General features: G+C 71.4%; 19 protein-coding genes and 1 pseudogene. 9 read left to right on the top strand and 11 right to left on the bottom strand.

What is annotated here, in order from left to right:
• Positions 1-278: 278 nt before the first annotated feature.
• From ACWD11_RS00195 to ACWD11_RS00175, 5 genes are all read right to left on the bottom strand, one after another.
• Positions 279-458, bottom strand: a complete 180-nt coding sequence (locus ACWD11_RS00195; RefSeq protein WP_018544467.1) for a DUF6104 family protein — start codon at positions 456-458, stop codon at positions 279-281.
• Positions 459-525: 67 nt separating this feature from the next.
• Complete coding sequence (locus tag ACWD11_RS00190; RefSeq protein WP_451280367.1) at positions 526-4,344, bottom strand: multifunctional oxoglutarate decarboxylase/oxoglutarate dehydrogenase thiamine pyrophosphate-binding subunit/dihydrolipoyllysine-residue succinyltransferase subunit; 3,819 nt, start codon at positions 4,342-4,344, stop codon at positions 526-528.
• A 281-nt stretch (positions 4,345-4,625) separates the two neighbouring features.
• A complete protein-coding gene (locus ACWD11_RS00185; RefSeq protein ID WP_451280365.1) occupies positions 4,626-5,732 on the bottom strand; it encodes a sensor histidine kinase in 1,107 nt (368 codons plus the stop codon).
• Positions 5,729-6,466 carry a response regulator transcription factor gene (locus ACWD11_RS00180; RefSeq protein ID WP_389414970.1) on the bottom strand — a complete coding sequence of 246 codons (738 nt, stop codon included), beginning with the start codon at positions 6,464-6,466 and terminating at the stop codon, positions 5,729-5,731. Before ACWD11_RS00180 ends, ACWD11_RS00185 begins: the two co-directional genes overlap by 4 nt.
• A 134-nt stretch (positions 6,467-6,600) precedes the next feature.
• Complete coding sequence (locus ACWD11_RS00175) at positions 6,601-7,278, bottom strand: spermine/spermidine synthase domain-containing protein (protein ID WP_451280363.1); 678 nt, start codon at positions 7,276-7,278, stop codon at positions 6,601-6,603.
• A gap of 126 nt (positions 7,279-7,404) precedes the next feature.
• Here ACWD11_RS00175 and lon point away from each other — a divergent pair, with 126 nt between their 5' ends.
• The gene (gene lon, locus ACWD11_RS00170) at positions 7,405-9,819 is read left to right on the top strand and encodes an endopeptidase La (protein WP_389414968.1); all 2,415 of its coding nucleotides are present in this window, start codon (positions 7,405-7,407) and stop codon (positions 9,817-9,819) included.
• Between the two features lie 66 nt (positions 9,820-9,885).
• Here the strand turns inward: lon and ACWD11_RS00165 are convergent, their stop codons facing one another.
• A complete protein-coding gene (locus ACWD11_RS00165) occupies positions 9,886-10,716 on the bottom strand; it encodes a lysozyme (protein ID WP_451280361.1) in 831 nt (276 codons plus the stop codon).
• A 241-nt stretch (positions 10,717-10,957) separates the two neighbouring features.
• Here ACWD11_RS00165 and ACWD11_RS00160 point away from each other — a divergent pair, with 241 nt between their 5' ends.
• Positions 10,958-11,470: a MarR family winged helix-turn-helix transcriptional regulator gene (locus ACWD11_RS00160; protein WP_389414966.1), complete on the top strand. Its 513-nt coding sequence runs from the start codon at positions 10,958-10,960 to the stop codon at positions 11,468-11,470.
• 1,004 nt (positions 11,471-12,474) lie between these two features.
• Here the strand turns inward: ACWD11_RS00160 and ACWD11_RS00155 are convergent.
• Complete coding sequence (locus ACWD11_RS00155; RefSeq protein WP_389414965.1) at positions 12,475-13,260, bottom strand: protein phosphatase 2C domain-containing protein; 786 nt, start codon at positions 13,258-13,260, stop codon at positions 12,475-12,477.
• Positions 13,261-13,630: 370 nt separating this feature from the next.
• Between ACWD11_RS00155 and ACWD11_RS00150 the strand changes: the two genes are divergently transcribed.
• From ACWD11_RS00150 to ACWD11_RS00130, 5 genes are read left to right on the top strand one after another with little or no spacing between them, the layout of a single operon-like run.
• On the top strand, positions 13,631-16,363 hold the full coding sequence (locus tag ACWD11_RS00150; RefSeq protein WP_451280358.1) for a nitrate- and nitrite sensing domain-containing protein: 2,733 nt from the start codon (positions 13,631-13,633) through the stop codon (positions 16,361-16,363).
• The gene (locus ACWD11_RS00145) at positions 16,360-16,857 is read left to right on the top strand and encodes a roadblock/LC7 domain-containing protein (protein WP_250075916.1); all 498 of its coding nucleotides are present in this window, start codon (positions 16,360-16,362) and stop codon (positions 16,855-16,857) included. Before ACWD11_RS00150 ends, ACWD11_RS00145 begins: the two co-directional genes overlap by 4 nt.
• Positions 16,854-17,276 carry a DUF742 domain-containing protein gene (locus ACWD11_RS00140; protein ID WP_250075918.1) on the top strand — a complete coding sequence of 141 codons (423 nt, stop codon included), beginning with the start codon at positions 16,854-16,856 and terminating at the stop codon, positions 17,274-17,276. The genes ACWD11_RS00145 and ACWD11_RS00140 overlap by 4 nt, the downstream gene beginning before the upstream one ends.
• Positions 17,257-17,868, top strand: a complete 612-nt coding sequence (locus ACWD11_RS00135) for a GTP-binding protein (protein WP_389414963.1) — start codon at positions 17,257-17,259, stop codon at positions 17,866-17,868. The genes ACWD11_RS00140 and ACWD11_RS00135 overlap by 20 nt, the downstream gene beginning before the upstream one ends.
• A 14-nt stretch (positions 17,869-17,882) precedes the next feature.
• A complete protein-coding gene (locus ACWD11_RS00130) occupies positions 17,883-19,130 on the top strand; it encodes a styrene monooxygenase/indole monooxygenase family protein (protein ID WP_389414962.1) in 1,248 nt (415 codons plus the stop codon).
• Between the two features lies 1 nt (position 19,131).
• Here the strand turns inward: ACWD11_RS00130 and ACWD11_RS00125 are convergent, their stop codons facing one another.
• From ACWD11_RS00125 to ACWD11_RS00115, 3 genes are all read right to left on the bottom strand, one after another.
• Positions 19,132-20,160 (bottom strand): C40 family peptidase, encoded by a 1,029-nt coding sequence (locus ACWD11_RS00125; protein ID WP_389414961.1) that lies wholly within the window; start codon positions 20,158-20,160, stop codon positions 19,132-19,134.
• A 103-nt stretch (positions 20,161-20,263) separates the two neighbouring features.
• On the bottom strand, positions 20,264-20,584 hold the full coding sequence (locus ACWD11_RS00120) for a hypothetical protein (protein ID WP_451280355.1): 321 nt from the start codon (positions 20,582-20,584) through the stop codon (positions 20,264-20,266).
• Positions 20,577-21,230, bottom strand: coding sequence for a TetR/AcrR family transcriptional regulator (locus ACWD11_RS00115; protein WP_451280353.1), 654 nt, complete (start codon positions 21,228-21,230; stop codon positions 20,577-20,579). Before ACWD11_RS00115 ends, ACWD11_RS00120 begins: the two co-directional genes overlap by 8 nt.
• A 132-nt stretch (positions 21,231-21,362) precedes the next feature.
• Between ACWD11_RS00115 and ACWD11_RS00110 the strand changes: the two genes are divergently transcribed.
• Entirely contained in the window at positions 21,363-21,509 is a 147-nt protein-coding gene (locus ACWD11_RS00110; RefSeq protein WP_389414958.1) for a hypothetical protein, read from the top strand.
• Between the two features lie 182 nt (positions 21,510-21,691).
• Here the strand turns inward: ACWD11_RS00110 and ACWD11_RS00105 are convergent, their stop codons facing one another.
• A complete protein-coding gene (locus ACWD11_RS00105) occupies positions 21,692-22,630 on the bottom strand; it encodes an AurF N-oxygenase family protein (RefSeq protein ID WP_389414957.1) in 939 nt (312 codons plus the stop codon).
• A 126-nt stretch (positions 22,631-22,756) separates the two neighbouring features.
• Between ACWD11_RS00105 and ACWD11_RS00100 the strand changes: the two are divergent.
• Positions 22,757-23,284 (top strand): annotated as a pseudogene (locus ACWD11_RS00100) (aminobenzoate oxygenase); the annotation flags it as partial.
• Position 23,285 lies beyond the last annotated feature (1 nt).

The following is a 23,285-nucleotide window of genomic DNA, read 5'->3' as shown; positions in this document are numbered from 1 at the left end:
CGACGGGGCGCCCTCTGGGCACCCCGCTCCTCACCGCCGTAGCGCTGACGGCGGCTGAACCGTGGCGGGGGCGCTGCTGGCGCACGGCGCGTTGGGACTGGCGTACGACGTGACCCGGCCGCGACCGACGGCGTGACCCGGGCGCGCGACTGACGGCGGGACCCGGGGCGTGACTGACGGCGTGACCCCGCCGTGCGACTGGCGACGCGGCTGCCCGCGCCCACTGACGACGGGGCGCCCTCGGGGCGCCCCGCTTCTCACCGCCGTGGGGTGGACGGCTACTCGTCGTCCTCGTCGTCCAGTCGGGCCAGCCAGGTGGCGAGCCGCTCCACCGGCACCTCGAAGTCCGGGTTCAGGTCGACGAACGTGCGCAGCTGCTCGGCGAGCCACTCGAAGGAGACCTCCTCCTCGCCCCGCCGCTTCTCCAGTTCTTCGATGCCTCGGTCGGTGAAGTACATGCCCACCAGGATAAACGGCAGGGCCGCACCCCAAATGGGGTGCGGCCCTGCCGGGTACGCAGCGGGCTTACGCCTCGAACACCTCGCGCACCAGCTGCTCCTGCTCGGCCTGGTGGCGCTTGGCCGAACCCACCGCCGGCGACGAGCCGTGCGGGCGGGAGATGCGGCGCAGCCGCTCGCCGTGCGGGACCTCCGCGCCGACCGCCAGGTCCAGATGGTCGATGAGGTTCAGGGCGATGAACGGCCACGCGCCCTGGTTCGCCGGCTCCTCCTGGGCCCACAGGTACTTCTCGGCGTTCGGGTACTTGGCGATCTCGGCCTGGAGCTCAGTACCCGGCAGCGGGTACAGGCGCTCGATGCGGATGATCGCCGTGTCCGTGACGCCGCGCTTCTGCCGCTCGGCCTCCAGGTCGTAGTAGACCTTGCCGGCGCAGAAGACGACCTTCTTCACCGCGGCCGGGTCGACCGAGGCATCCCCGATCACCGGGCGGAACTGGCCCGTGGTGAACTCCTCCGCCTTCGACGCCGCGGCCTTCAGACGCAGCATCGACTTCGGGGTGAAGACGATCAGCGGCTTGTGGTGCGGGTTGTGCACCTGCCAGCGCAGGAGGTGGAAGTAGTTCGACGGGGACGTCGGCATCGCGACCGTCATGTTGTCCTGGGCGCACATCTGCAGGAAGCGCTCCGGGCGGGCCGAGGAGTGGTCCGGGCCCTGGCCCTCGTAGCCGTGCGGCAGCAGCAGGGTGACGCCGGAGGTCTGGCCCCACTTCTGCTCGGCCGACGAGATGAACTCGTCCACGACCGTCTGCGCGCCGTTGACGAAGTCGCCGAACTGCGCCTCCCACATCACCAGCGACTCGGGACGGGCCAGCGAGTAGCCGTACTCGAAGCCCATCGCCGCGTACTCGGAGAGCAGGGAGTTGTAGACGTTCAGGCGCGCCTGGTCCTCGGAGAGGTACATCAGCGGCGTGAACTCGTCACCCGTCTCACGGTCGATGATCACCGCGTGCCGCTGGCCGAAGGTGCCGCGCTGGGAGTCCTGGCCGGCGAGGCGGACCGGGACGCCCTCCAGGAGCAGCGAGCCGATCGCGAGCGTCTCGCCCATGCCCCAGTCGATCGTGCCGTCCTCGACCATCGACGCCCGGCGCTGCAGCTGCGGCAGCAGCCGTGGGTGGACGGTGATGTTGTCGGGGACGTTGACCTGGGACTCGGCGATCCGCTTGACGACCTCGGCGGTGACCGCGGTGTTCACCGCGACCGGGAACTCGGCCTGCGGGTCCGACGGCTCGGCCGCGGACGGCTGCGAGGTGGCCTCACGGACCTCCGTGAAGACCTTCTCCAGCTGGCCCTGGTAGTCCTGGAGCGCCTGCTCGGCCTCTTCCAGGGTGATGTCGCCGCGACCGATCAGGGACTCGGTGTACAGCTTGCGCACCGAGCGCTTCTTGTCGATCAGGTCGTACATCAGCGGCTGGGTGAAGGCCGGGTTGTCCGACTCGTTGTGACCGCGGCGGCGGTAGCAGATGAGGTCGATCACCACGTCCTTGTTGAACGCCTGGCGGAACTCGAAGGCCAGCCGGGCCACGCGGACGACGGCCTCGGGGTCGTCGCCGTTGACGTGGAAGATCGGCGCCTCGATCATGCGGGCCACGTCGGTGGCGTACATCGAGGAGCGCGACGACTCGGGAGCCGCCGTGAAGCCGACCTGGTTGTTGATGACGATGTGGACCGTGCCGCCGGTGCGGTAGCCGCGCAGCTGCGACATGTTCAGGGTCTCGGCCACCACGCCCTGGCCCGCGAAGGCCGCGTCGCCGTGCAGGGCCACCGGCAGGACGGTGAAGTCCGTGCCGCCCTTGTTGATGATGTCCTGCTTGGCGCGGGCGACGCCCTCCAGGACCGGGTCGACGGCTTCGAGGTGCGAGGGGTTCGCGACCAGCGACACCTTGATCTGCTCGCCGTCCAGGCCGGTGAAGGTGCCCTCGGCGCCCAGGTGGTACTTCACGTCGCCGGAGCCGTGCATCGACTTCGGGTCGAGGTTGCCCTCGAACTCGCGGAAGATCTGGGCGTACGACTTGCCGACGATGTTCGCCAGCACGTTCAGGCGGCCGCGGTGGGCCATGCCGATGACGACCTCGTCCAGCCGCGACTCCGCCGCGCTGTCGATGACCGCGTCCAGCAGCGGGATGACCGACTCGCCGCCCTCCAGGGAGAAGCGCTTCTGGCCGACGTACTTCGTCTGCAGGAAGGTCTCGAAGGCCTCCGCGGCGTTCAGCCGGCGCAGGATGCGCAGCTGCTCCTCGCGCTCCGGCTTGGTGTGCGCCCGCTCGATGCGGTCCTGGATCCACTTGCGCTGCTTGGGGTCCTGGATGTGCATGAACTCGACGCCGGTGGTGCGGCAGTACGAGTCGCGCAGCACGCCGAGGATGTCGCGCAGCTTCATCAGGGACTTGCCCGCGAAACCGCCGACCGCGAACTCGCGCTCCAGGTCCCACAGGGTCAGGCCGTGCTCGGTGATGTCCAGGTCGGGGTGCTTGCGCTGGCGGTACTCCAGCGGGTCGGTGTCGGCCATGACGTGGCCGCGGACCCGGTAGGAGTGGATCAGCTCGAAGACCCGGGCGGCCTTGGTGACGTCGTCGTCGTGGCTGGCGTCGATGTCCTTGAGCCAGCGGACCGGCTCGTACGGGATCCGCAGCGCCTCGAAGATGTCGTCGTAGAAGCCGTTCTCGCCGAGGAGCAGGTTGGCGACCTGGCGCAGGAACTCGCCGGAGGCGGCGCCCTGGATGACCCGGTGGTCGTAGGTCGACGTGAGCGTCATGACCTTCGAGATGCCGAGCTTGTTCAGCGTGTCCTGGGAGGTGCCCTGGAACTCCGCCGGGTAGTCCATGGAGCCGACGCCCATGATGACCGACTGGCCGGGCATCAGACGCGGGACCGAGTGGACGGTGCCGAGGCCGCCGGGGTTGGTCAGGGAGACCGTGACGCCGGAGAAGTCGTCCATCGTCAGCTTGCCGTCGCGGGCGCGGCGGACGATGTCCTCGTAGGCCTGCCAGAACTCGAAGAAGTTCAGCGTCTCGGCCTTCTTGATCGCCGCGACGACCAGCTGGCGGTCGCCGTTGGGCTTGACCAGGTCGATGGCGAGGCCGAGGTTGACGTGCGCCGGCTTGATCAGCGTCGGCTTGCCGTCCTTCTCGCCGAACGCGTAGTTCATCGCCGGCATGGCCTTGATGGCCTGCACCATCGCGTAGCCGATCAGGTGCGTGAAGGAGATCTTCCCGCCCCGGGCCCGCTTGAGGTGGTTGTTGATGACGATGCGGTTGTCGAAGAGCAGCTTCACCGGGACCGCGCGCACGGACGTGGCCGTGGGCAGCTCCAGCGAGGCGTTCATGTTCTTCACGACCGCGGCGGCCGGGCCGCGCAGCGGCACCAGCTCGGGGCCCTCCGGGGCCGCGGCGGCCGGAGCGGCCTTCGCGGCGGCCGGCTTGGCGGCGGCGGGCTTGGCGGCAGCCGGAGCGGCAGCCGGAGCTGGGGCCTGGGCGGGCGCGGCGGGCGCCGGCGCGGCAGGCGCGGCGGCGGCCGGCTGCGGGGCCGCTGGAGCCGGAGCCGCGGGAGCGGCCTGAGCCGGAGCCGCGGGGGCGGCCGGAGCGGATGCGGCGGGCGCGGCGGTCTCCGCGACCGCGTTGCCCGCCGGAGCCGGGGCGGCAGGCGACCCCGGCTTGTAGTCGGCGAAGAAGTCCCACCAGGCGCGGTCTACCGAATTCGGGTCCTGGAGGTACTGCTGATAGATCTCGTCGACGAGCCACTCATTGGGACCGAACGCGGCAGCGGGGTTCTTGCCCGCTTGGTCGGTGTCGGTCGAGATGCTCGAGTTACTGGGGGACTGTGGCGACACGGCGGCAACCGCCCTCTTCCGCTTCACAAGGTGATGGACAGCGGGAATAAAGGCTACGCCTCCCTGGCGGGGAAGGTCAGTCCGGGCCCGTTCATCGTCGCGTAAGTCACATCGGAGAGCGTGTTTCGCGCTGGGAAATGGCGGGAAACAAGCGTGGTTCCGCTTGCTCGGGGATGCGTCGATACCGGCCTGACGCGCCGACGGCGCGGGCCTCTGCCTGATCACACGTGTCCGGCTGCCCGAACGCCCGTGGATCTTGTGGCTCCGGTTCGAACCCTACGTCAACTCGACGCGGATGGCAGTCCCGGAAGAGTGACAAGAATCCGGCAACCCCGCTCGGATTCGGCCACTCCGATCCGGCCGCCGTGCAGATCCACCGCCCAGCGGGCGATGGCCAGGCCCAGACCCGTACCGCCGTCGCTGCCCGGACCGTGCGGCGCGGACACCGCGCCGCGGTTGAACCGCTCGAACACCCGGTGCCACTCCGACTTCGGGATGCCGGGGCCCTCGTCCAGCACCTCCAGCTCCAGCGACTCGGGCCATTGCCCGCGCCGGGCCTTCACCGTCACACGCCCGTGCGCGGGGCTGTGCTTGACCGCGTTGTCGATGAGATTCGCCACCACTTGGTGGATGCGCTCGGGGTCCGCGTGCGCGGTCAGCTCCGGCGGCGAGACGTCGAGGTGCAGATGGACGTCCGTACGGGTGTGGCCGCCCGAGCCCGAGGCGATCCCCGCGCGCGTGGAGGCGACCATGTTGGCCTCCTTCAGCACCCCGGACAGATAGGGCCACACCTCGAACCGGCGCTTCTTCAGCGGTACGACGCCGTTGTCGAGGCGGGACAGGTCCATCAGCGTCTCGACCAGGCGGCCCAGGCGCTCCGTCTGCTTCAGCGCGGTGCGCATGGTCTCGGGGTCGGCCTCGGTGACCCCGTCGACGATGTTCTCCAGCACCGCGCGCAGGCCCGCGATGGGGGTGCGCAGCTCGTGCGAGACGTTCGCCACCAGCTCCTTGCGCTGCTGGTCCTGGGCCTCCAGCTCGTCGGCCATGACATTGATCGTCTCGGCCAGGTCACCCAGCTCGTCCCGGCGGTTCTCGCGCACCCGGCGGGAGTAGTCGCCGTGCGAGATCGAACGGGCCACCGTGTTCATCTCGTCCAGCGGCGCGGTGAGCGAGTGTGCCACGAACTGGGTGATGAGCAGGGTGGCGATCATCGAGAAGACGGTGATGAAGCGCAGCTCCGTCTTGGTCTGCACCGCGATCATCGACAGACCGGTGGTGATCAGCACCGAGATGACGACCAGCGCGCCCAGCTTGGTCTTGATCGAGAACGGACGTACGCCGCCCCAGGGCTCCCTGGGGCCTCTCCGCGCGGCCGGCCCGTCGCTCATGGCGTCGGGGTCTCCAGGGCGTAGCCCACGCCGTGCACGGTACGGATGCGCTCGGCGCCGATCTTCCGGCGCAGCGCCTTGATGTGGCTGTCGACGGTCCGGGTGCCGGAGGCGTCCGCCCAGTCCCACACCTCCGCGAGCAGCTGCTCACGGGAGAGCACCGCGCGCGGGGTGTTCGCCAGGCACACCAGGAGGTCGAACTCGGTGGGCGTCAGGTGGACGTCCTCGCTGCGCACCCGCACCCGGCGCTGCGCGTGGTCGATCTCCAGCTCGCCGAGGCGCAGGATGCCGCTGCGCGGGGTGGAGGCGGCGATCGCGGCCCGCTCCACGCGGCGCAGCAGCACATGGACGCGGGCGGCCAGCTCGCGCATCGAGAACGGCTTGGTCATGTAGTCGTCGGCGCCGACGCCGAGTCCGACCAGCATGTCGGTCTCGTCGTCGCGCGCGGTGAGCATCAGCACCGGGACCGGGCGCTGCGCCTGGACGCGACGGCAGACCTCCAGACCGTCGAAGCCCGGCAGCATGATGTCGAGGATCAGCAGGTCGGGCTGCCAGGCCTCCGCCGTGTCGACGGCCGAGGGCCCGTCGCCCGCGGTCTGCACGAGGAATCCCTCGGCGCGCAGGCGGGCCGCGATGGCGTCCACGATGGTCGGATCGTCCTCTACCACCAGCACCCGGCGCTGTGCGCCGGGTGTCGCCGTCGTGCCGTTGTGGGAGGTGTGTGTCTGCTCCATCGCCCGCCCCTGAAGTTGCTTTCCGGAATCCGTGGGGTGATCCGTTTGTCTGGCACATGCCTGCGCATGCTTGCGATTGACGCTTGAATGATCCGCGCCAGGGCAGCAGCGTACGGGGAGTCGCCGCAGCTCGGCTATCCAGGTCCGACGGCGAGGTGCACGACGTCGGGAACGCCCCGGGCAACGGGGATCTCTTCGGTACGCACCTGATTGAACCCGGCATTCCGCAAGGTTTCTTCGAATTCCGGAGAGGGCTGCGCGGACCACACGGCCAGCACCCCGCCGGGGCTCAAAACCCTTGCACAGCTTGCCAGTCCGGCCACCGAGTACAGGCCCTGGTTGCCCTCCGTGACCGTCCAGCCGGGGCCGTTGTCGATGTCCAGACACAGCGCGTCGAACGTGTCGGATGTCTCATTGACGTAGGGGAGGAGATCCGTTTCGAGGATCTCGGTCCGCGGGTCCGCGCAGGCCTGTGCGGTGAGGTCGCGGAGAGGTCCGGTGCGGTGCCAGTCGATGACGGCGGGCTCGCGTTCGACGACCGTGATCCGCCCCCAGCGGGGATCGGCGGCGGCGTGTGCGAGCGAGAACCCCACGCCGAGACCTCCGATCAGCACCCTCGGTCGAGGTCTGCCGTCGAGGGCGTCCCGGGCCGCGTCCACGAGCAGCCGCTCGGAGCGGCCGTCGGAAGTGTCCATGAGGAAACAGCCGTTGGCGATGATCTGCAGCAGGTCACCGTGCCGGCGCAACACGACCTCGCCATGCGGGCCTTCGCGACGGTCCAGGACTTCGGGGATGTCGTACGAAGCGGGCATCCCCTCATCTTGGCAGCTCCGGCCTCGTCGGCGGTGATCGCTCACAGCGAACGGAGGTCGGGGAACATTCAAGCTTTCCCGAGCATTGAGTCGGCATAGCTCAACTTGACTGCCGAAGGGGAGATCATGGCATCGACGTCCACACCGCTCACCCTGCCTGTGCTGCCGCTCGATGACGAGGTCGTGCTGCCCGGAATGGTGGTCCCGCTGGATCTGAACGACGCCGATGTACGCGCCGCCGTGGAGGCGGCCCAAGCGGCCGCCGGATCCGAGCCGGGCAAGCCACGGGTGCTGCTGGTTCCGCGCATCGACGGCACGTACGCGAGCACCGGCGTGCTCGGCACGGTGGAGCAGGTGGGCCGGCTCGCCGACGGTGACCCGGGGGCCCTGATCCGCGGCCGCGACCGCGTGCGGATCGGCGCCGGGACCACCGGTCCCGGCGCCGCCCTGTGGGTCGAGGGCACCCGGATCGACGACAGCGCCCCCGACCCGCTGCCGGGGCAGGTCACCGAATTGGTGAAGGAGTACAAGGCGCTCGCCACCGCATGGCTGCGCAAGCGCGGCGCCTGGCAGGTCGTGGACCGGGTCCAGGCCATCGACGACGTATCCGCGCTCGCCGACAACTCCGGGTACTCGCCGTTCCTCACCACCGAACAGAAGGTGGCGCTGCTGGAGACCGCCGACCCGGTCGCCCGCCTCAAGCTCGCCACCCAGCAACTGCGTGACCACCTCGCCGAGCAGGACGTCGCCGAGACCATCGCCAAGGACGTCCAGGAAGGCGTCGACAAGCAGCAGCGCGAGTTCCTGCTGCGGCGCCAGCTGGAGGCCGTGCGCAAGGAGCTGCGCGAGCTGAACGGCGAGGCGGAGGGCGAGGAGTCCGACGACTACCGCGCCCGCGTCGAGGCCGCCGACCTGCCGGAGAAGGTCCGCGAGGCGGCCCTGAAGGAGGTCGACAAGCTGGAGCGGTCCAGCGACCAGTCGCCCGAGGGCTCCTGGATCCGGACCTGGCTCGACACGGTCCTCGAACTGCCCTGGAACGAACGGACCGAGGACGCCTACGACATCCAGGGCGCGAAGTCCGTCCTGGACGCCGAGCACGCGGGCCTGGAGGACGTGAAGGAGCGGATCACCGAGTACCTCGCGGTGCGCAAGCGCCGCAACGACCGGGGGCTCGGTGTCGTCGGCGGCCGGCGCGGCGGTGCCGTACTGGCTCTCGTCGGCCCGCCCGGCGTCGGCAAGACCTCGCTCGGGGAGTCGGTCGCCCACGCCATGGGGCGCAAGTTCGTGCGCGTGGCCCTCGGCGGTGTCCGGGACGAGGCGGAGATCCGCGGTCACCGGCGTACGTACGTCGGCGCGCTGCCCGGCCGGATCGTGCGGGCGATCAAGGAGGCCGGGTCGATGAACCCGGTGGTCCTGCTCGACGAGATCGACAAGGTGGGCTCCGACTTCCGCGGCGACCCGGCGGCGGCGCTGCTGGAGGTCCTGGACCCGGCGCAGAACCACACCTTCCGCGACCACTACCTGGAGGTCGAACTCGACCTCAGCGACGTGGTGTTCCTCGCCACGGCCAACGTCCTGGAGGCCATCCCGGAGGCCCTGCTCGACCGTATGGAGCTGGTCCGCCTCGACGGCTACACCGAGGACGAGAAGGTCGTCATCGCCCGCGACCACCTGCTGCCGCGCCAGCTGGAGCGGGCCGGTCTGGACCGGGACGAGGTGACCCTGGACGAGAGCGCGCTGCGCCGGCTCGCCGGTGAGTACACGCGCGAGGCGGGCGTGCGCAACCTGGAGCGCTCGGTCGCGAGGCTGCTGCGCAAGGTCGCGGCCCAGCACGAACTGGGCGAGCGGGAGCTGCCGTTCACCGTGACGGACGGCGATCTGCGCGGTCTGATCGGGCGCCCGCACCACGTGCCCGAGTCGGCCCAGGACCCGGCGGAACGCCGTACGGCGGTCCCCGGTGTGGCGACCGGCCTCGCGGTGACCGGTGCCGGCGGTGACGTGCTGTTCGTGGAGGCGTCCCTGGCCGACCCGGAGACGGGCGCGGCGGGGCTGACGCTGACCGGGCAGCTCGGTGACGTGATGAAGGAGAGCGCCCAGATCGCCCTGTCCTTCCTCCGCTCGCACGGCGCCGAGCTGGAACTGCCGGTGGCCGATCTGAAGGACCGGGGTGTGCACATCCACTTCCCGGCGGGCGCGGTCCCGAAGGACGGGCCCAGCGCGGGCATCACGATGACGACGGCGCTCGCCTCGCTGCTGTCGGGCCGGCTGGTCCGCACGGACGTGGCGATGACGGGGGAGGTGTCCCTGACCGGGCGGGTCCTGCCGATCGGCGGGGTGAAGCAGAAGCTGCTGGCCGCGCACCGGGCGGGCGTCACGACGGTGATCATCCCCAAGCGCAACGAGCCGGACCTGGACGACGTGCCCGCCGAGGTCCTCGACAAGCTCGACGTGCACGCCGTCACGGACGTACGGCAGGTGCTCGACCTGGCCCTGTCCCCGGCCACGGCCGGAGCGCGGGCGGAGGTTCCGGCGGCGGCGTGACGGACGCTGCCGGACGAAGGCGAGGGCCCGGCTCCTGAGAGGGAGGCCCGGGCCTTCGTCGTGCGCTCAGCCGTGGGCGAGGGCCTGGACCCGGTCCAGGGCCCCGTTGAACCTGTCGTGGTCGCCGACCGTCGGGCCGGTCGAGGTGTACTGCCACATGGTGTGGTGGCTCCAGCCGGCCGGCAGCGTCCCCACCGTCGCCGCGTACCGCGCGATCCACAGCGGGTTGCTGGCGCCGAAACCGGCGTAGTTGCCCGTGCACTGGGTCCACCAGCTCGTCGCCGTGTAGATGACCGCGTTCCGGCCCGTGCGCGCCTTGTACTGGTTCAGGAAGTCGCGGATCCAGGTGACCATGGCGCTCGGGGTCTTGCCGTAGCAGGCCGCGCCGTACGGGTTCCACTCGATGTCGAGGGCGCCGGGGAGGGTCCTGCCGTCGCGGGACCAGCCGCCGCCGTGGTCGACGAAGTAGTCGGCCTGGGTTGCGCCGGACGTGGTGTCCGGGGTGGCGAAGTGGTAGGCGCCGCGGATCATGCCGACGGTGTGGGAGCCGTTGTACTGCTGGGTGTAGTAGGGGTTCGTGTAGTACGTGCCTTCCGTGGCCTTCGCGTAGGCCCACTTCACGCCGCTGCTCCAGAGGGTCGACCAGGCCACGTCGCCCTGGTGGGAGGAGACGTCGACGCCTTCCGTCTGGCTGGCGCGGGTGTCCCCGGGCAGGCCGTGGACGCCGTCGTGGGCCGGGACGCCCATGCCCATGTGGGCGGAGCCCCGGGCAGGAGTGTCGGGGCCGGCCGGGGAGCCGGGCTCGGCGGAGGTGGGGGCGGCGCATGTCAGGGACAGCGCGGTGAGCAGGAGGGCCGTGAGGCTGAGGCGGAGCAGTCCGGGTCTGTGCACACGCACAGCCTGCCTCCGAAGGCTCGGTGGCGCTCGGCGGAGAGACCTGGGACGCGGCGGCACGCGACGCCTCGGCGTTGGCCTGTTGTTGGTCCGCCGTCGGACAATGCTGGCGTGGGCATGCCAGTCGGATGTCCGGGGGCTGGGGGCTGCCGTTGGTCTACGCCTGAGAAATACTGACGGAGCTGCGGCGATGACGGCATGTGACGGAAACTTTCAGAACTGGGAAACCGAGGCAGGGGCTGACGTGCGCGAAGACGGAAACGGCGACGGACGTCGAGTCGGATCCGGGGTGTCCGCGGGGATGCCGGGGCGTGGCGTGGACCAGCCCGAGTTCCTTTCCCTGGAGCGGGAGTTGACCGTACTGCTGCGGCGGGCACGGGCCAGCCAGGGCGAGATGGCCCGCGAGGTCCATCCGGACCTGGAGTCGGCGGCCTACGGGCTGCTGATCCGCCTCGACGAGTGCGGGCAGCAACGGGCGACGGAACTCGCGGCGTACATCGGCGTCGGCAAGGCCACCATGTCCCGCCAGCTGCGCGCCCTGGAGGACCTCGGCCTGGTCGCCCGCGAGCCCGACCCCGCGGACGGGCGGGCCTGGCTGGTCCACCTCACCGAGGAGGGCCGCGGCCGGGTGAGCAAGGTACGCAACGCCCGCCGAGCCCGCTACGCCCGCCGTCTCTCCGGCTGGGACCCCAAAGAGGTCGCGGAACTGGCCCGCCTGCTGAACCAGCTGAACGAGGAAATGGAGGGCCAGGGCTGACACCCCGGCACGCCTGCGCCCCGCGCCGAGACCCGGGCCCGCCTCGCGCCTCCGACGTGGGGCAGGCCCGCCCGCGGCGTCGCTTCCAGACCCGGCCGCGCCTTCGGCACCAGACCACAGGCCCTGGCCCGCCGCCCGTATCGAGGCTCCCTCTGGCGTCGTGTCGAGGGTCTGCTGCCACCGGTGTCGAGGCTCGCCCCGGCGTTGGATCTGCCTCGCTGCCGGTATCGGGGCTCGCCTCCCGGCGTCGGGTCCGCCTCGCCTCCGGCGTCCTGTCGAGGGTCTGCTCGCCGGAAGGGGCTTGCCTTGCTGTCGGTGTCGGCGCTTGCCCTCGCGTCGGGTCTGCCCCGCCTCCGGCGTCGTGTCGAGGTGCCTGCTGCCCGGAAGGGGCCCGGCCCGCTGCCGGTGTCGAGGCTTGCCCCCCGGTGTCGGGTCCGCCTCGCCTCCGGCGTGTTGCTGAGGGCCTGCCCTCGGAAGGGTCTGGCCTGCTGCTGGCGTCGAGGGCGCCTCCCGGCGTTGGGTCCGCCTCCCGGCGTCGTGTCGAGGTGCCTGCTCGCCGGAAGGGGCTTGCCTTGCTGTCGGTGTCGGGGCTTGCCCCCGCCGTCGGGTCTGCCCCGCCTCCGGCGTCGTGTCGAGGTGCCTGCTGCCCGGAAGGGCCCGGCCCGCTGCTGGTGTCGAGGCTTGCCCCCCGGTGCCGGGTCCGCCTCGCCTCCGGCGTGTTGTTGAGGGCCTGCCCTCGGAAGGGTCTGGCCTGCTGCTGGCGTCGAGGGCCGCCTCCCGGTGTCGGGTCTGCCCCGCCTCCGGCGTCCGGTCGAGGGCCTGCTCGCCGGAAGGGCCCCGGCCCGCCGTCGGTGTCGAGGCTCGCCCCCCGCGTCGCCTCCGGCGTCCCGTCGAGGGCCTGCCCCCGGTCGGGCCCCGGACCCCGTCCGCATCGGGGCCCGACCGGTGTCCGTCGCGGGACGCGCGGGGGCCGACGCGGCCAGGGAGGGCGCGCGTGGGGTGGGTCAGAGCTCGATGAAGACCACCGTCGCGTCGTCGTGGGTCTTGCTTCGCCGGAGGAAGGCCCGGTCCTCGTCGGCGAGTTCCAGTGCGCGGACCTGGTCGATGAGGGACTGGGCGCCTTCCTTGCGGACCACGTCGAACAGGTCGGGCCATTCTCCGGCGCCGAAGGTGTCCACCCAGCGGGTCGCCCCGTCCGTGAGGGCGGCCAGGGCGCGTACCTCGGTGCGGGGCAGGGTTCCGGTCACCGCCCTGGCGGCCACCGAGGGATCCGCCGCGGCGGTGAAGAAGCCGCCTTCCTTGTTCCGCAGGCCGGCGTCGACCATCTCGTCCGTGGCCAGGGCGGACCGGGGCAGCAGGGACAGCCGGTCGTCGAGGTACGGCGTCAGGGTGCCGTCCGGCGACTCCACCAGCAGGGCCGAGTCCGACAGGATCAGGTACTCCACGGTCTCCGGTGACCAGCGGGCCAGGACGACCGTCGCCTGAGGTGTGCGCGGGTGAGAAAGGTCACATGTTCCCCGGTGCGCCTCGGCGGTACGCGCGAGGGCGAGCGACAGGGCGTCGGTGAGAGGAACATCCGGGAGTGAAACGGTCAGTTCGGTCAGGGCCCCGCCGAGCCGCGCGGTGAACCAGGGAACGGAATGCAGACAGCCCGTTGCACCCCTCGGCGGAGTCACCCCGTCGAGGACCACCACCGCGCCGCCCTGTCCGGAGGCGGGCAGCCCGACGCTTGCGAAGTCCTCGTTGGGGCGGGCGGCATCGCCGGGCTCCGACACAAGTTCAGTACGCATCCAGCCAGTCTGCACGAGCCCTTCACAAGGTTCGCCAAAGGCTGGCAACGATCGCGCAATTGGCGCCCGCACGCAGGTCAGGCGCCAGATTTGGGAGGGAATGATTCACTCCGCGCAGACGTGGCGGCGAATCCTGCCATCGCCCGCCGCGGACGTCCAACCGGCCCGCCGGGAACGGCCGTCGCAAGCGCCACCGGAACTTGCCCGCCAACTCCCCTCCGGGGTTCACTCCTTCGGGTGGCGGGTCAGATGATGCGGGACCCCCGCCCACCGGCACTGGGAGGGTCGGGAAGCGTACCGGGCGTATGCGCCAGTTGACGGAGCGTCACCCGGGCCCATGAGTACCACGAGTTCAGGAATGCGAGCACCGGTGCAGAAGACGCGGCCTCGTCGCTCAGGCAAGCAGAAGGTCCCCGCAGGGGGCCCGGAGCACACGCCCGGCAGCACGGCAGGGACCGGCGCCACCTCGGCAGGCAAAGGCCGGCCCACCCATGTACGCAACCGGCTCTTCGTCGCCGTGGCCGTGGTCGCCGCCGCCATCGCGGCAGCCGGCGCCCCCTCGATCGTCACCGCCTCCGCCCAGGTGCACGACACCCAGGAGCTGGTGACCCTCTCCGAGCGCACCGAGGACGCCCTGGCCCTCGCCCATTCGCTCGCCGACGAACGCGACGAGGTCACCTCCTACGTCGCCGCCGGGCGCCCCAAGTCCAAGGCGCCCTCCGAGCAGCGCAGCGCCCGGGTCGACCGCCTCGTCGAGGAGCTGCGCGCGAACCCCGACACCCCCGCCTCCCTGCGGGCGGACCTGGACGACATCGCGGCCCTGCGCAGAGCGGCTCTCACCGGCAAGAGCACCGCTCTGGACACGCACAAGGCGTACTCCGCCTCCCTCGCCGAACTCCACCGGCTCGCCGAACAGCTGGCCGAGGACATGCCGCCCCGCGCGGGCTCCGGCGCCCACGCCCTCGTGGAGCTCGACACCGCCGTACAGCAGGCCGCCTCCGCCCGCGGCCTGCTGCTCGCGGCCCTCAGCGTCCCGCGCACCACCCAGACCGTCATCGACCCTGTCACGGGCCTGCCGGACACGGTCAGCTCCTCCTCCGACGCCGACACCAAGCAGCGCGACGCGCTCACCGCCGCCGCCCAGGAGGCCCGGCTGCGCTCCGACGCGGCCCTCGCCGACTTCCGCGAGACCGCGCCGAAGGCATCGGTGACGTCCTACGACTCCACGGTCACCGGACCGGAGGCCGAGGCCGCCGAGAAGTACCTCGCCGCCCTGACCGACCAGCCGACCCTGACCGACGCCGAACTCGCCACCGGCGTGAAGAAGCTGGACGCCGCGCTCTCCGCCCGCGTCGAGATGATGCGCGGCGCCGAGTCCGCCCTGCACGACCGCCGCACCAAGGACCTCGCCCTCCTGCGCGACGACGACGTCACCGAGCTGGAGATCCGCATCGCGGTCCTCGGCGTCCTGGTGCTGCTCGCGATCGGCGTCGCCACCGGCATGGCCCGCGGCCTCACCCGCCCGCTGGCCGTGGTGCGCCTGGGCTCGGCCCGGCTCGCGGGCGCCGCGGACCCGACGGCGGAGGAGCCGGTCCGGTTCACCGGCCGCAAGGACGAGTTCGCCCAGGTCGTCGACTCCGTCAACACCCTGCACGCGCAGGCGGTCGCCCTCCACGAGCGCATCGCCACGCTGGAGTCCGACCGCAAGCACCTGGTGGGCCAGCGCCAGAAGATGGCCGACGCCCGCGAGGACCTCCGCGCCGAACTCGCCAAGTCCTCTGCCCAGTTGGAGCGGCTGCGCACCAGCATCGGCTCGACCTTCGTGAACCTCGCCCTGCGCACCCTGGGCCTGGTGGAACGCCAACTGGCGGTCATCGAGGGCTTGGAGGAGCGCGAGCAGGACCCGGACCGCCTGGCCACCCTCTTCAAGCTCGACCACTTCGCCACCGTGATGCGCCGCCACAGCGAGAACCTCCTGGTCCTCGCCGGCACGGAACACGTCCAGCACAGCGCGGGCCCGGTCCCGCTGGTGGACGTGGTCCGGGCGGCGGTCAGCGAGATCGAGCGCTACGAACGCGTCCGGATCGCCGCGCTCCCGCCGCACGCCCACCTCGCGGGCTTCGCGGCGGACGACCTCTCCCACCTGCTCGCCGAACTGATGGAGAACGCCACCGCGTTCTCCCCGCCCGACATGCCCGTCGAGGTGTCCGGCTGGCTGCTGGAGAACGGCGAGGTGATGCTCTCCGTCCAGGACGAGGGCATCGGCATGACGGACGACCGCATGACCCGCCTCAACAACCGCCTGGCCGACTTCGACCCCGAGGCCTCCTACGACCAGGAGGGCGAGGAGGGCCTCGGCCTCGGCCTCTACGTGGTGGCCCGGCTGGCCCACCGCCACGGAGTCCGGGTCCAGCTCCGGGAGCAGAAGCAGGGCGGAGTGGCGGCGGTCGTCGTCCTCCCGAAGGCGCTGCTGGCCCAGGCGGCCCCCACGGCGGTCCCGGCCCCGTCCGGCGCCCCGGCCCCCGGCGCCACTCAGAGCTTCTCCCTGCCCGGCGCCGACGCCGAGGCCAACTCCAACGTCCTGCACGGCCGGGCCGGCCAGGGTGACCGCCTGGTGGAGCTGGCCGAGCGGGCCGTACGCAAGGCGGAGGAGGCCCCGGCACAGACCCCGCCGAGGACTCCGGCACAGCTCCCGCCGGAGACCCCGGCAGAGACCACGATGGAGCTCCTGGCACCCGTACCGCCGGAGCCCGCACAGCCGGACCCCGCACCGGACGCACCGGCCCCCGCCACCGGCGAGGACCCCCCAGGGGAAGCCGAGACGGAACACGGCCGTGCCGACGACGACGAGGACCAGCTCACCGCGAAGGGGCTGCCCAAGCGCACCCCGAAGATCACCGCGCCCGCGGAACCGCCCCGCATGCGCAGCGCCTCCGTCGACGCGGACGCCCTGCGCAGGAGGCTGGGCGGGTTCCGTCAGGGGGCGGCGGCCGGTTATCGCGACGTAGAAGCAGAGATCGCGGAAGGGACGGGCCGTGGGGGAGCGGCCGTCAGCGAATCCGAAGAAGCCACGGGGGGCACTGTCGAGGAGGCAAGCAGTTGACCGCGCCCAGTACCTTCGGACTGAGCAGTGAGGCCCGCAACCTGCACTGGCTGCTGACGAACCTGGTCGAGGAGGTGCCGGGCATCGAGTCGGTCGCCGTGGTCTCCTCGGACGGCCTGCTCCTGCTGTCCTCGGACCCGGACCGCAACGAGCAGGCCAAGGCGAAGCGCACCCGCACCGGCCCCAGGGGCTCCGCGGCGGACCTCGCCACCATCGTCTCCGGCATCGGCAGCCTCACCATCGGCGCCGCCCGGCTCATGGAGTTCGGCGGGGTGAAGCACACGATGGTCGCCATGGACGAGGGCAGCCTGTTCGTGATGTCGATCAGCGACGGCTCGCTGCTCGGCGTGCACGGCTCCGCGGAGTGCGACATGAGTGTGGTCGCCTACCACATGGCCCTGTTCGTCGGCCGCGCCGGCCACGTCCTGACGCCCGAACTCCGCAGCGAGCTACGAAAATCCCTGGAAGCCGAGTCGACCGGGAGTCCCCGATGAGCAGCAGCGCGCCGAAGAAGCTCCCCGTCCGCGGCGGCGACCGCAAGCCCGCCCGCGTACGCCCCTACTCGCTCACCGGCGGGCGCACCCGCTTCGGACACGTCCTCCTGGTGGAGACGTTCGTCGCGAGCACCGCGGCGCTCGAAGCCGCGCCGGAGCGCCGGGAGCTGACGAATGGTTCCCTCAACACCCGGGTGATGCCGGAGATGCGGGCCATCGTCGAACTGTGCCGCCGTATGCGCACGGTGGCCGAGATCGCCGCGCTGCTCAAGATGCCGCTCGGCGTGGTCCGCGTGCTCCTGAGCGATCTCGCGGACCAGGGAAAGATCCGTGTGTACGGCACCGGAACCGGTCACGGCACCGGCCGTCCGGACCGCGCTCTGCTCGAAAGGGTGCTGAGTGGACTCCGTCGTCTTTGAAGACACCGATGAGGACCTGAAGTCCTGGCAGACGGACCGCACCCGCGCCCCCGTCGCCACGAAGATCGTCGTGGCGGGCGGGTTCGGCGTCGGCAAGACCACCCTGGTCACCGCGGTCTCGGAGATCACGCCGCTGCAGACCGAGGCGCTGATGACCGAGGCGAGCGAGGAGACCGACGACCTCACCGCCACGCCGGAGAAGCTGACCACCACCGTGGCCATGGACTTCGGCCGTCTCACGCTCGACGACGACCTGGTGCTCTACCTGTTCGGCACACCGGGCCAGCAGCGGTTCTGGTTCATGTGGGACGACCTGGTGCGCGGCGCGATCGGCGCGGTCGTGATGGCCGACACCCGCCGGCTGAAGGACTGTTTCCCGGCGCTGGACTACTTCGAGAGCTGCGGGCTGCCGTACGTCGTCGCGGTCAACCACTTCGACGGCAGTGAGCGGTTCGAGCCGGAGGACGTGCGGGAGGCGCTGACGATCCCCGCGCACATACCTGTCATGATCATGGATGCGCGGCGCCGGATCTCGGTGATCGAGACCCTCCTGGCCCTGGTGGGCCACGCGCTGGACGAAACCCCCGAGTAGGAGAACTGCCCCGCATGCGGAAGATACTCGTCGTCGGAGCCGGTCAGTCCGGTCTCCAGCTCGCCCTCGGACTGCAGTCGAACGGGTACGAGGTCACTCTCATGTCCAACCGGACCGCGGACGAGATCCGCACCGGCCGGGTCATGTCGACGCAGTGCATGTTCCACACGGCCCTCCAGCACGAGCGCGACCTCCAGCTGAACTTCTGGGAGTCCCAGGCCCCGAAGATCGAGGGCCTCGGCGTCTCGGTGGCGGCACCGGGCTCCTGGGCCGAGGGCCCCGCGGCCCGCGCCATCGACTGGGTGGGCCGGCTCGACGGGTTCGCCCAGTCCGTCGACCAGCGGGTGAAGATGGCCGGCTGGATGGAGACCTTCGCCCAGCGCGGCGGCCAGCTGGTCATCCACGGCGCGGCGGTCGGCGACCTCGACTACTTCTCCCGTACGTACGACCTGGTGCTGGTGTCGGCCGGCAAGGGCGAGCTGGTCTCCATGTTCGCCCGCGACCCGGAGCGCTCCCCGTACAGCGAGCCGCAGCGCGCCCTCGCGGTGGCCTACGTGCACGGCCTCGGCCCGCGCCCGGAGCACCCGGAGTTCGACGCGGTCCGCTGCAACCTCGTGCCCGGCGTCGGCGAGCTGTTCATCATGCCGACGTTCACCACCTCCGGCCGCGCCGACATCCTGTTCTGGGAGGGCATCCCCGGCGGCCCGCTGGACGTCTTCAACGGCGTCAAGGACCCGGCGGAACACCTCTCCCTGACCCTGGAACTCATGGAGAAGTACACGCCGTGGGAGTACGCGCGAGCGACGAAGGTCGAACTGACCGACGCCGGCGGCACACTGGCCGGCCGCTACGCGCCCACCGTCCGCAACCCGATCGGCCGGCTCCCCGGCGGCGGCCTGGTCCTCGGCGTCGCCGACGTGGTCGTCGCCAACGACCCGATCACCGGACAGGGCTCCAACTCCGCGTCCAAGTGCGCGGCGGCGTACCTGGCGTCCATCCTCGAACACGGTGACAAGCCGTTCGACGAGGAGTGGATGCAGGCCACCTTCGACCGCTACTGGGCGACCGCGCAGCACGTCACCAAGTGGACCAACGCGATGCTGGCCCCGCCGCCGGAGCACGTCCTGAACCTGATCGGCGCGGCCGGTCAGCTCCAGCCCGCGGCGGACCGTTTCGCCAACGCGTTCAACGACCCGGCCGACTTCGAGAACTTCTTCTACGAGCCGGAGAAGACCGAGGCGTACCTCGCGTCCCTGGCCTGATTCAGCCGGGACGCACCGCGCCGAGGACCGGGTGGGCAGCCATCGGGGAGACCTTGATCTTCTCGCCCGTCCTCGGCGCCTCGATCACCTTGCCCTTGCCCAGGTAGAGGGCGACGTGGGTGGCGTCGCGGTGGTAGATCACCAGGTCGCCGGGGCGCAGCTCCTTCAGCGGCACCCTCGGCAACCGCGCCCACTGTTCCTGGCTGGTGCGCGGGATGGCGGTGCCGGCATGGCTCCAGGCCCGGGACGTGAGCCCGGAGCAGTCGAACGTCCGCGGCCCCTCCGCGCCCCACTGGTACGGCTTGCCCAGCTGCCGCAGGGCATAGCGCACCGCCCGGTCGCCCGCCCTCGACGCCTTCCGCTCGCTGCTGAGCGCCCCGGACGTCACCAGGCTCCGCTGCGCCTTGCTGATGCCCTTCCGCTCCAGCGCGGCGACCTCCGAGAGCTGTTCGGGAGTGAGGGAGACGAGCAGTTCCTCGACGTCCTCCAGCCGCCCCTCGACCGCGTCCCGGTCCCTCTTGTGCCGCTCGGCGAGGGCGAGCTGCCGGTCGAGCGCCGTGCGCGCCTTGCGCGCCAGCGCGTCGGCCTTGCGCTCGCTCCCGGTCAGCCGCCCCACCGTCTCGGCCCGCTCCCGCGCCAACTGCCCGATCACATGCCCCTGGTCGAGCGCGTGCTGCGGATCCCGGGCGAGCAGCAGCCGTACGTAGGAGGAGATCTCGCTGCTGTCCTGGTACTGCTGCCGGGCCAGCCGCCCCGCCGCGCCCCGGCTGTCGTGCAGGGAGAGCCGGACCCGGGCGAGTTCCGCGTCCAGGCGCCTGACCTCGGCGCGCTGCTTCCTGAGCTTCTCCTCGGTGGCGTTGTAGGTCTCGGTGGCCCGCTCGGCGTCCCGGTACAGCCGCTGAAGATCCGTCAGCAGCCGGGAGACGGACCGCTCGCCGGGCTCGGGGACGGCCGTGGCGGGCACCGGTGCGAGGACGGCACCGGCCACCGTCGCCGCCGTGCACACCAGAAGCGGAAGCCTTCCTGACACGTCATCACCTCCGGTGCGGAGCAGTCCTTCTGCCCCGCACCGCGAGCATCAGGCGGACGCTCGTGGGGCGCGCGCCGGATGTGCGCGGTTCGGCGCAACCGGGTCACCCGTGCGCGTCGTCCGGCTTGCCGCCCGGCGTGGCGTCTGGCTTCGACCAGGGCCACTTCAACCGGTTCTCCGGGCGCCCCTCGGGGTCGTACGCGTACTTCCAGCGCCGGGTGAGCCCGACGGGGCGGCCCTCGACGCGGGGCACGCGCCGGTAGACCAGCACGGTGGGCGGACCGCCGGCGGCGTCGGGGACGGGGATGCGGTACGTCTTGGGCGGGTGCCCGGTGATCCCCAGCAGCACGGGCAGCACGCGCCCGTCCAGGGGCCCGCCCTCGAAGGGGGTGTCTTCGCTTCTCACGGCACCAGTGTCAGCCATCCTCGGCGAGCGCCCGGACCAGCTCGGCGGTCTGCGGGTCGCGGGCGCCGGTCACGGAGAGCACGGCGACGAACTGGTCGACGAGCCAGTCGCGCATCTCGTCGAGGGGGATCTGCTTGTCCTCGTCGAGCCACAGCAGCGAGGCCGCCTCGACGGCGGTGATCCACACCTTGACGGTCGTCCGGAGCCGGACCCCGGGCGCGGTGACCCGAAGATGGCTGAGGATGTGCCGCGCGGCGGCCCGGCGCACGCCGTCCACGATGGCGGTGGTCCGGGAGGTCTCGACGACGCTGCCGCCCTGGAGCAGCGCGCTGAACCCGGCGTCGTGCTGGTCGACGAAGGCCAGATACCGGTCGAGCGCCCGTCCGAGCCGGGACAGCAACGGCCCTTCCCGGGGCTCGTCGAAGCACTGCTCCAGCTCCTCGGCGGCGGACCGCAGGGCGGCCTCGTACAGCTGCTGCTTGCCGCCCGGGAAGTACCGGTACACCAGCGGCCGCGACACCCCGGCGGCCTCCGCCACGTCGTCGAGCGAGACCTCTTCGGGCGCCCGGTGGGCGAAGAGCGACAGAGCGGCGGCGAGCAACTGACTGCGCCGCTCCTCGACGCTGAGACGTCGATACGCGGGAGTGGGTGCCGGGGGCCTCATGACGTGCAGCGTAACCGCTACCCCCGCGCCGGGCGGCGGTCAGCCGCGCAGCGCGGCCACCCCCCGCCCGGCGGGGGTAGCGGGGTGGGGCCGCTGCCCGCCGCCCCCGCCGGGCGGGCGGACAGCCGTGGCGTGAGGCTGCCGTCGGCCGACTCCGGCTGGTCGGGCAGCGGCGGGGCGCGGCTGCCCTCGATCGGCTCCACCCGGTCCCGGCTGGGCCGGCAGCCCGCCGAGCGCTGCCATTTCCGCCTGTCCCCGGCTGAGTCGGCAGCCCGCTGAGCGCTGTCACCCCCGCCGGGCCGAGGTTGGGTCGGCAGCCGCTGAGCGCTGTCACCCCCGCCCGGCCGAGATCTGGGTCGGCAGCCCGCCGAGCGCTGCCACCGCCGCCCGTCCCCGACTGGGCCTGCAGCCCGCTGAGCGCTGTCACCCCCGCCCGTCCCCGACCAGGCCTGCGGCCCCGACTAGGCCAGCAACCCCGACGACTTCCACAGCCGCCGCCCCACGCCGCGCAGCACTCCGATGTCGTCCAGGAAGTCCGTCAGCCGCTTCGAGCCGGTCTGCATGACCTCGCGCCGGTGCCCGCTCGCCCGCACCTGCGCCATCGCCTCCCGCTTGTCCAGGCCCACGTTCGTGTAGACCTCGGGGTTCACGAACGCCACCGAGAACACCCGGGCGAACTCCCCGGAGGTGACCCGCGTGAACTCCTGCGACCACTTCGGCGCCGTCAGCATCTGCCGCCGCAGCTCCTCACGGGCGTACCGGACATGGCGGGCCTCCTCGACCACATGGATCCGCGTGACGCCCCGGACCAGCGGCTGCACCCGCTCGTCCGGGAAGGTCAGCCGCTGCATCCAGTCCAGGACCTCCTCGCCGAGCAGCGTCGCCGTGAAGGAGCCCGGAGTCGTGGAGATCGTCTTGAACAGGCGGCCCAGGTTCTGGTGCACCCGGCTCACCGGGTACCAGGGCGTCTCCCCGCGCGAGATGAGCCGCGCGAACATCTTCGAGTGCCGGCACTCGTCCTCGATCTCGGTGAGCGCGTACCGCACATGCGCGCTCGTCGCGGCCTTGTCGTAGATGTGCCGCACCAGCAGCTGCATCAGGATCAGCTCGAACCAGATGCCGAGCGAGGCCAGCGCCGCCGACTCGTGCTGCGAGAGCAGGATCCGCTGCTCCTCGCTCATCCGCTTCCACATCGGGGTGTCGTACAGCGACACCAGCTCCGGCGGCCAGAACCACTTGCCCTCCTCGAAGGGCGCGTCCCAGTCCAGCTCCTTGTCGGGATCGAAGGAGTGTTTGGCGGAGGAGTCGAGTAGCCGTTCGGCCACCTGCTCCCGGTCCTTGAGCAGGCCCAGCGCGTCGCGCAGGCCCTCGAGCGCGTCGGCTTCGGTGAGGGTCGTCATCGTTCTCCCAATCAGTTACCCGGGGTCACATCCTCCGTGTCTTATGAGACTGCCTGTCAGTAAGCTCGTCAATCCCCTGCGCGCCACTTGTTGACCCCGCGTCTACCCGGCGGGAGTCTGCGAGACGTGCCGACATACGACCTGTACGCCAACAACCCGGGAGAACCCCTCTGGCAGGTGCCGGCGACCGGCGCGGCCCGTTTTCTTCGCCTGGAGTGCGACGACGGCCGCGACCGTCTGCTCGCCCTGTACCAGAAGGGCAAGGACACTGGGCGAAGCTCACGGACGCCGACAAGGGCAAGCTGCGCAGGCACTACGCCTGCTGGCAGTTCAGTCAGTTCCTGCACGGCGAACAGGGGGCGAGATCTACGGCCGTTTCCTGCACGAGAAGATCGGGATGCTGTACCCGATGAGGGCCTCGCGCTCGCAGCGTTCGGCATGATCCGCGACACCACGGACAAGCCCCTGCCGAAGCAGATCCTCGCCTACGTCATGCAGGACGAGGCCCGCCACGTGGCTTTCGGCCGCATGGCCCTGCGCGACTACTACCGGCAGCTCACCGACGCCGAACTGCGCGAGCGCGAGGCCGAGGCGGAGGAGTGCAGCGAACAGTCCGAGTTCCTGGCCCTGTTCCGCCGGTTGCGATCGAGCAGGG

It is taken from the genome of Streptomyces sp. NPDC002776, from assembly GCF_053592195.1.
Note: the sequence above shows the minus strand (reverse complement) of the source record. Positions and strands in the feature narration are given on the sequence as shown.

Bases quoted from the DNA above. Each gene is read 5' to 3' on its own strand.
- ACWD11_RS00195 (WP_018544467.1), bottom strand. From the start codon at position 458: ATGTACTTCACCGACCGAGGCATCGAAGAACTGGAGAAGCGGCGGGGC.
- ACWD11_RS00185 (WP_451280365.1), bottom strand. From the start codon at position 5,732: ATGAGCGACGGGCCGGCCGCGCGGAGAGGCCCCAGGGAGCCCTGGGGC.
- ACWD11_RS00180 (WP_389414970.1), bottom strand. From the start codon at position 6,466: ATGGAGCAGACACACACCTCCCACAACGGCACGACGGCGACACCCGGC.
- ACWD11_RS00175 (WP_451280363.1), bottom strand. From the start codon at position 7,278: ATGCCCGCTTCGTACGACATCCCCGAAGTCCTGGACCGTCGCGAAGGC.
- lon (WP_389414968.1), top strand. From the start codon at position 7,405: ATGGCATCGACGTCCACACCGCTCACCCTGCCTGTGCTGCCGCTCGAT.
- ACWD11_RS00155 (WP_389414965.1), bottom strand. From the start codon at position 13,260: ATGCGTACTGAACTTGTGTCGGAGCCCGGCGATGCCGCCCGCCCCAAC.
- ACWD11_RS00140 (WP_250075918.1), top strand. From the start codon at position 16,854: ATGAGCAGCAGCGCGCCGAAGAAGCTCCCCGTCCGCGGCGGCGACCGC.
- ACWD11_RS00130 (WP_389414962.1), top strand. From the start codon at position 17,883: ATGCGGAAGATACTCGTCGTCGGAGCCGGTCAGTCCGGTCTCCAGCTC.
- ACWD11_RS00120 (WP_451280355.1), bottom strand. From the start codon at position 20,584: ATGGCTGACACTGGTGCCGTGAGAAGCGAAGACACCCCCTTCGAGGGC.
- ACWD11_RS00115 (WP_451280353.1), bottom strand. From the start codon at position 21,230: ATGAGGCCCCCGGCACCCACTCCCGCGTATCGACGTCTCAGCGTCGAG.
- ACWD11_RS00105 (WP_389414957.1), bottom strand. From the start codon at position 22,630: ATGACGACCCTCACCGAAGCCGACGCGCTCGAGGGCCTGCGCGACGCG.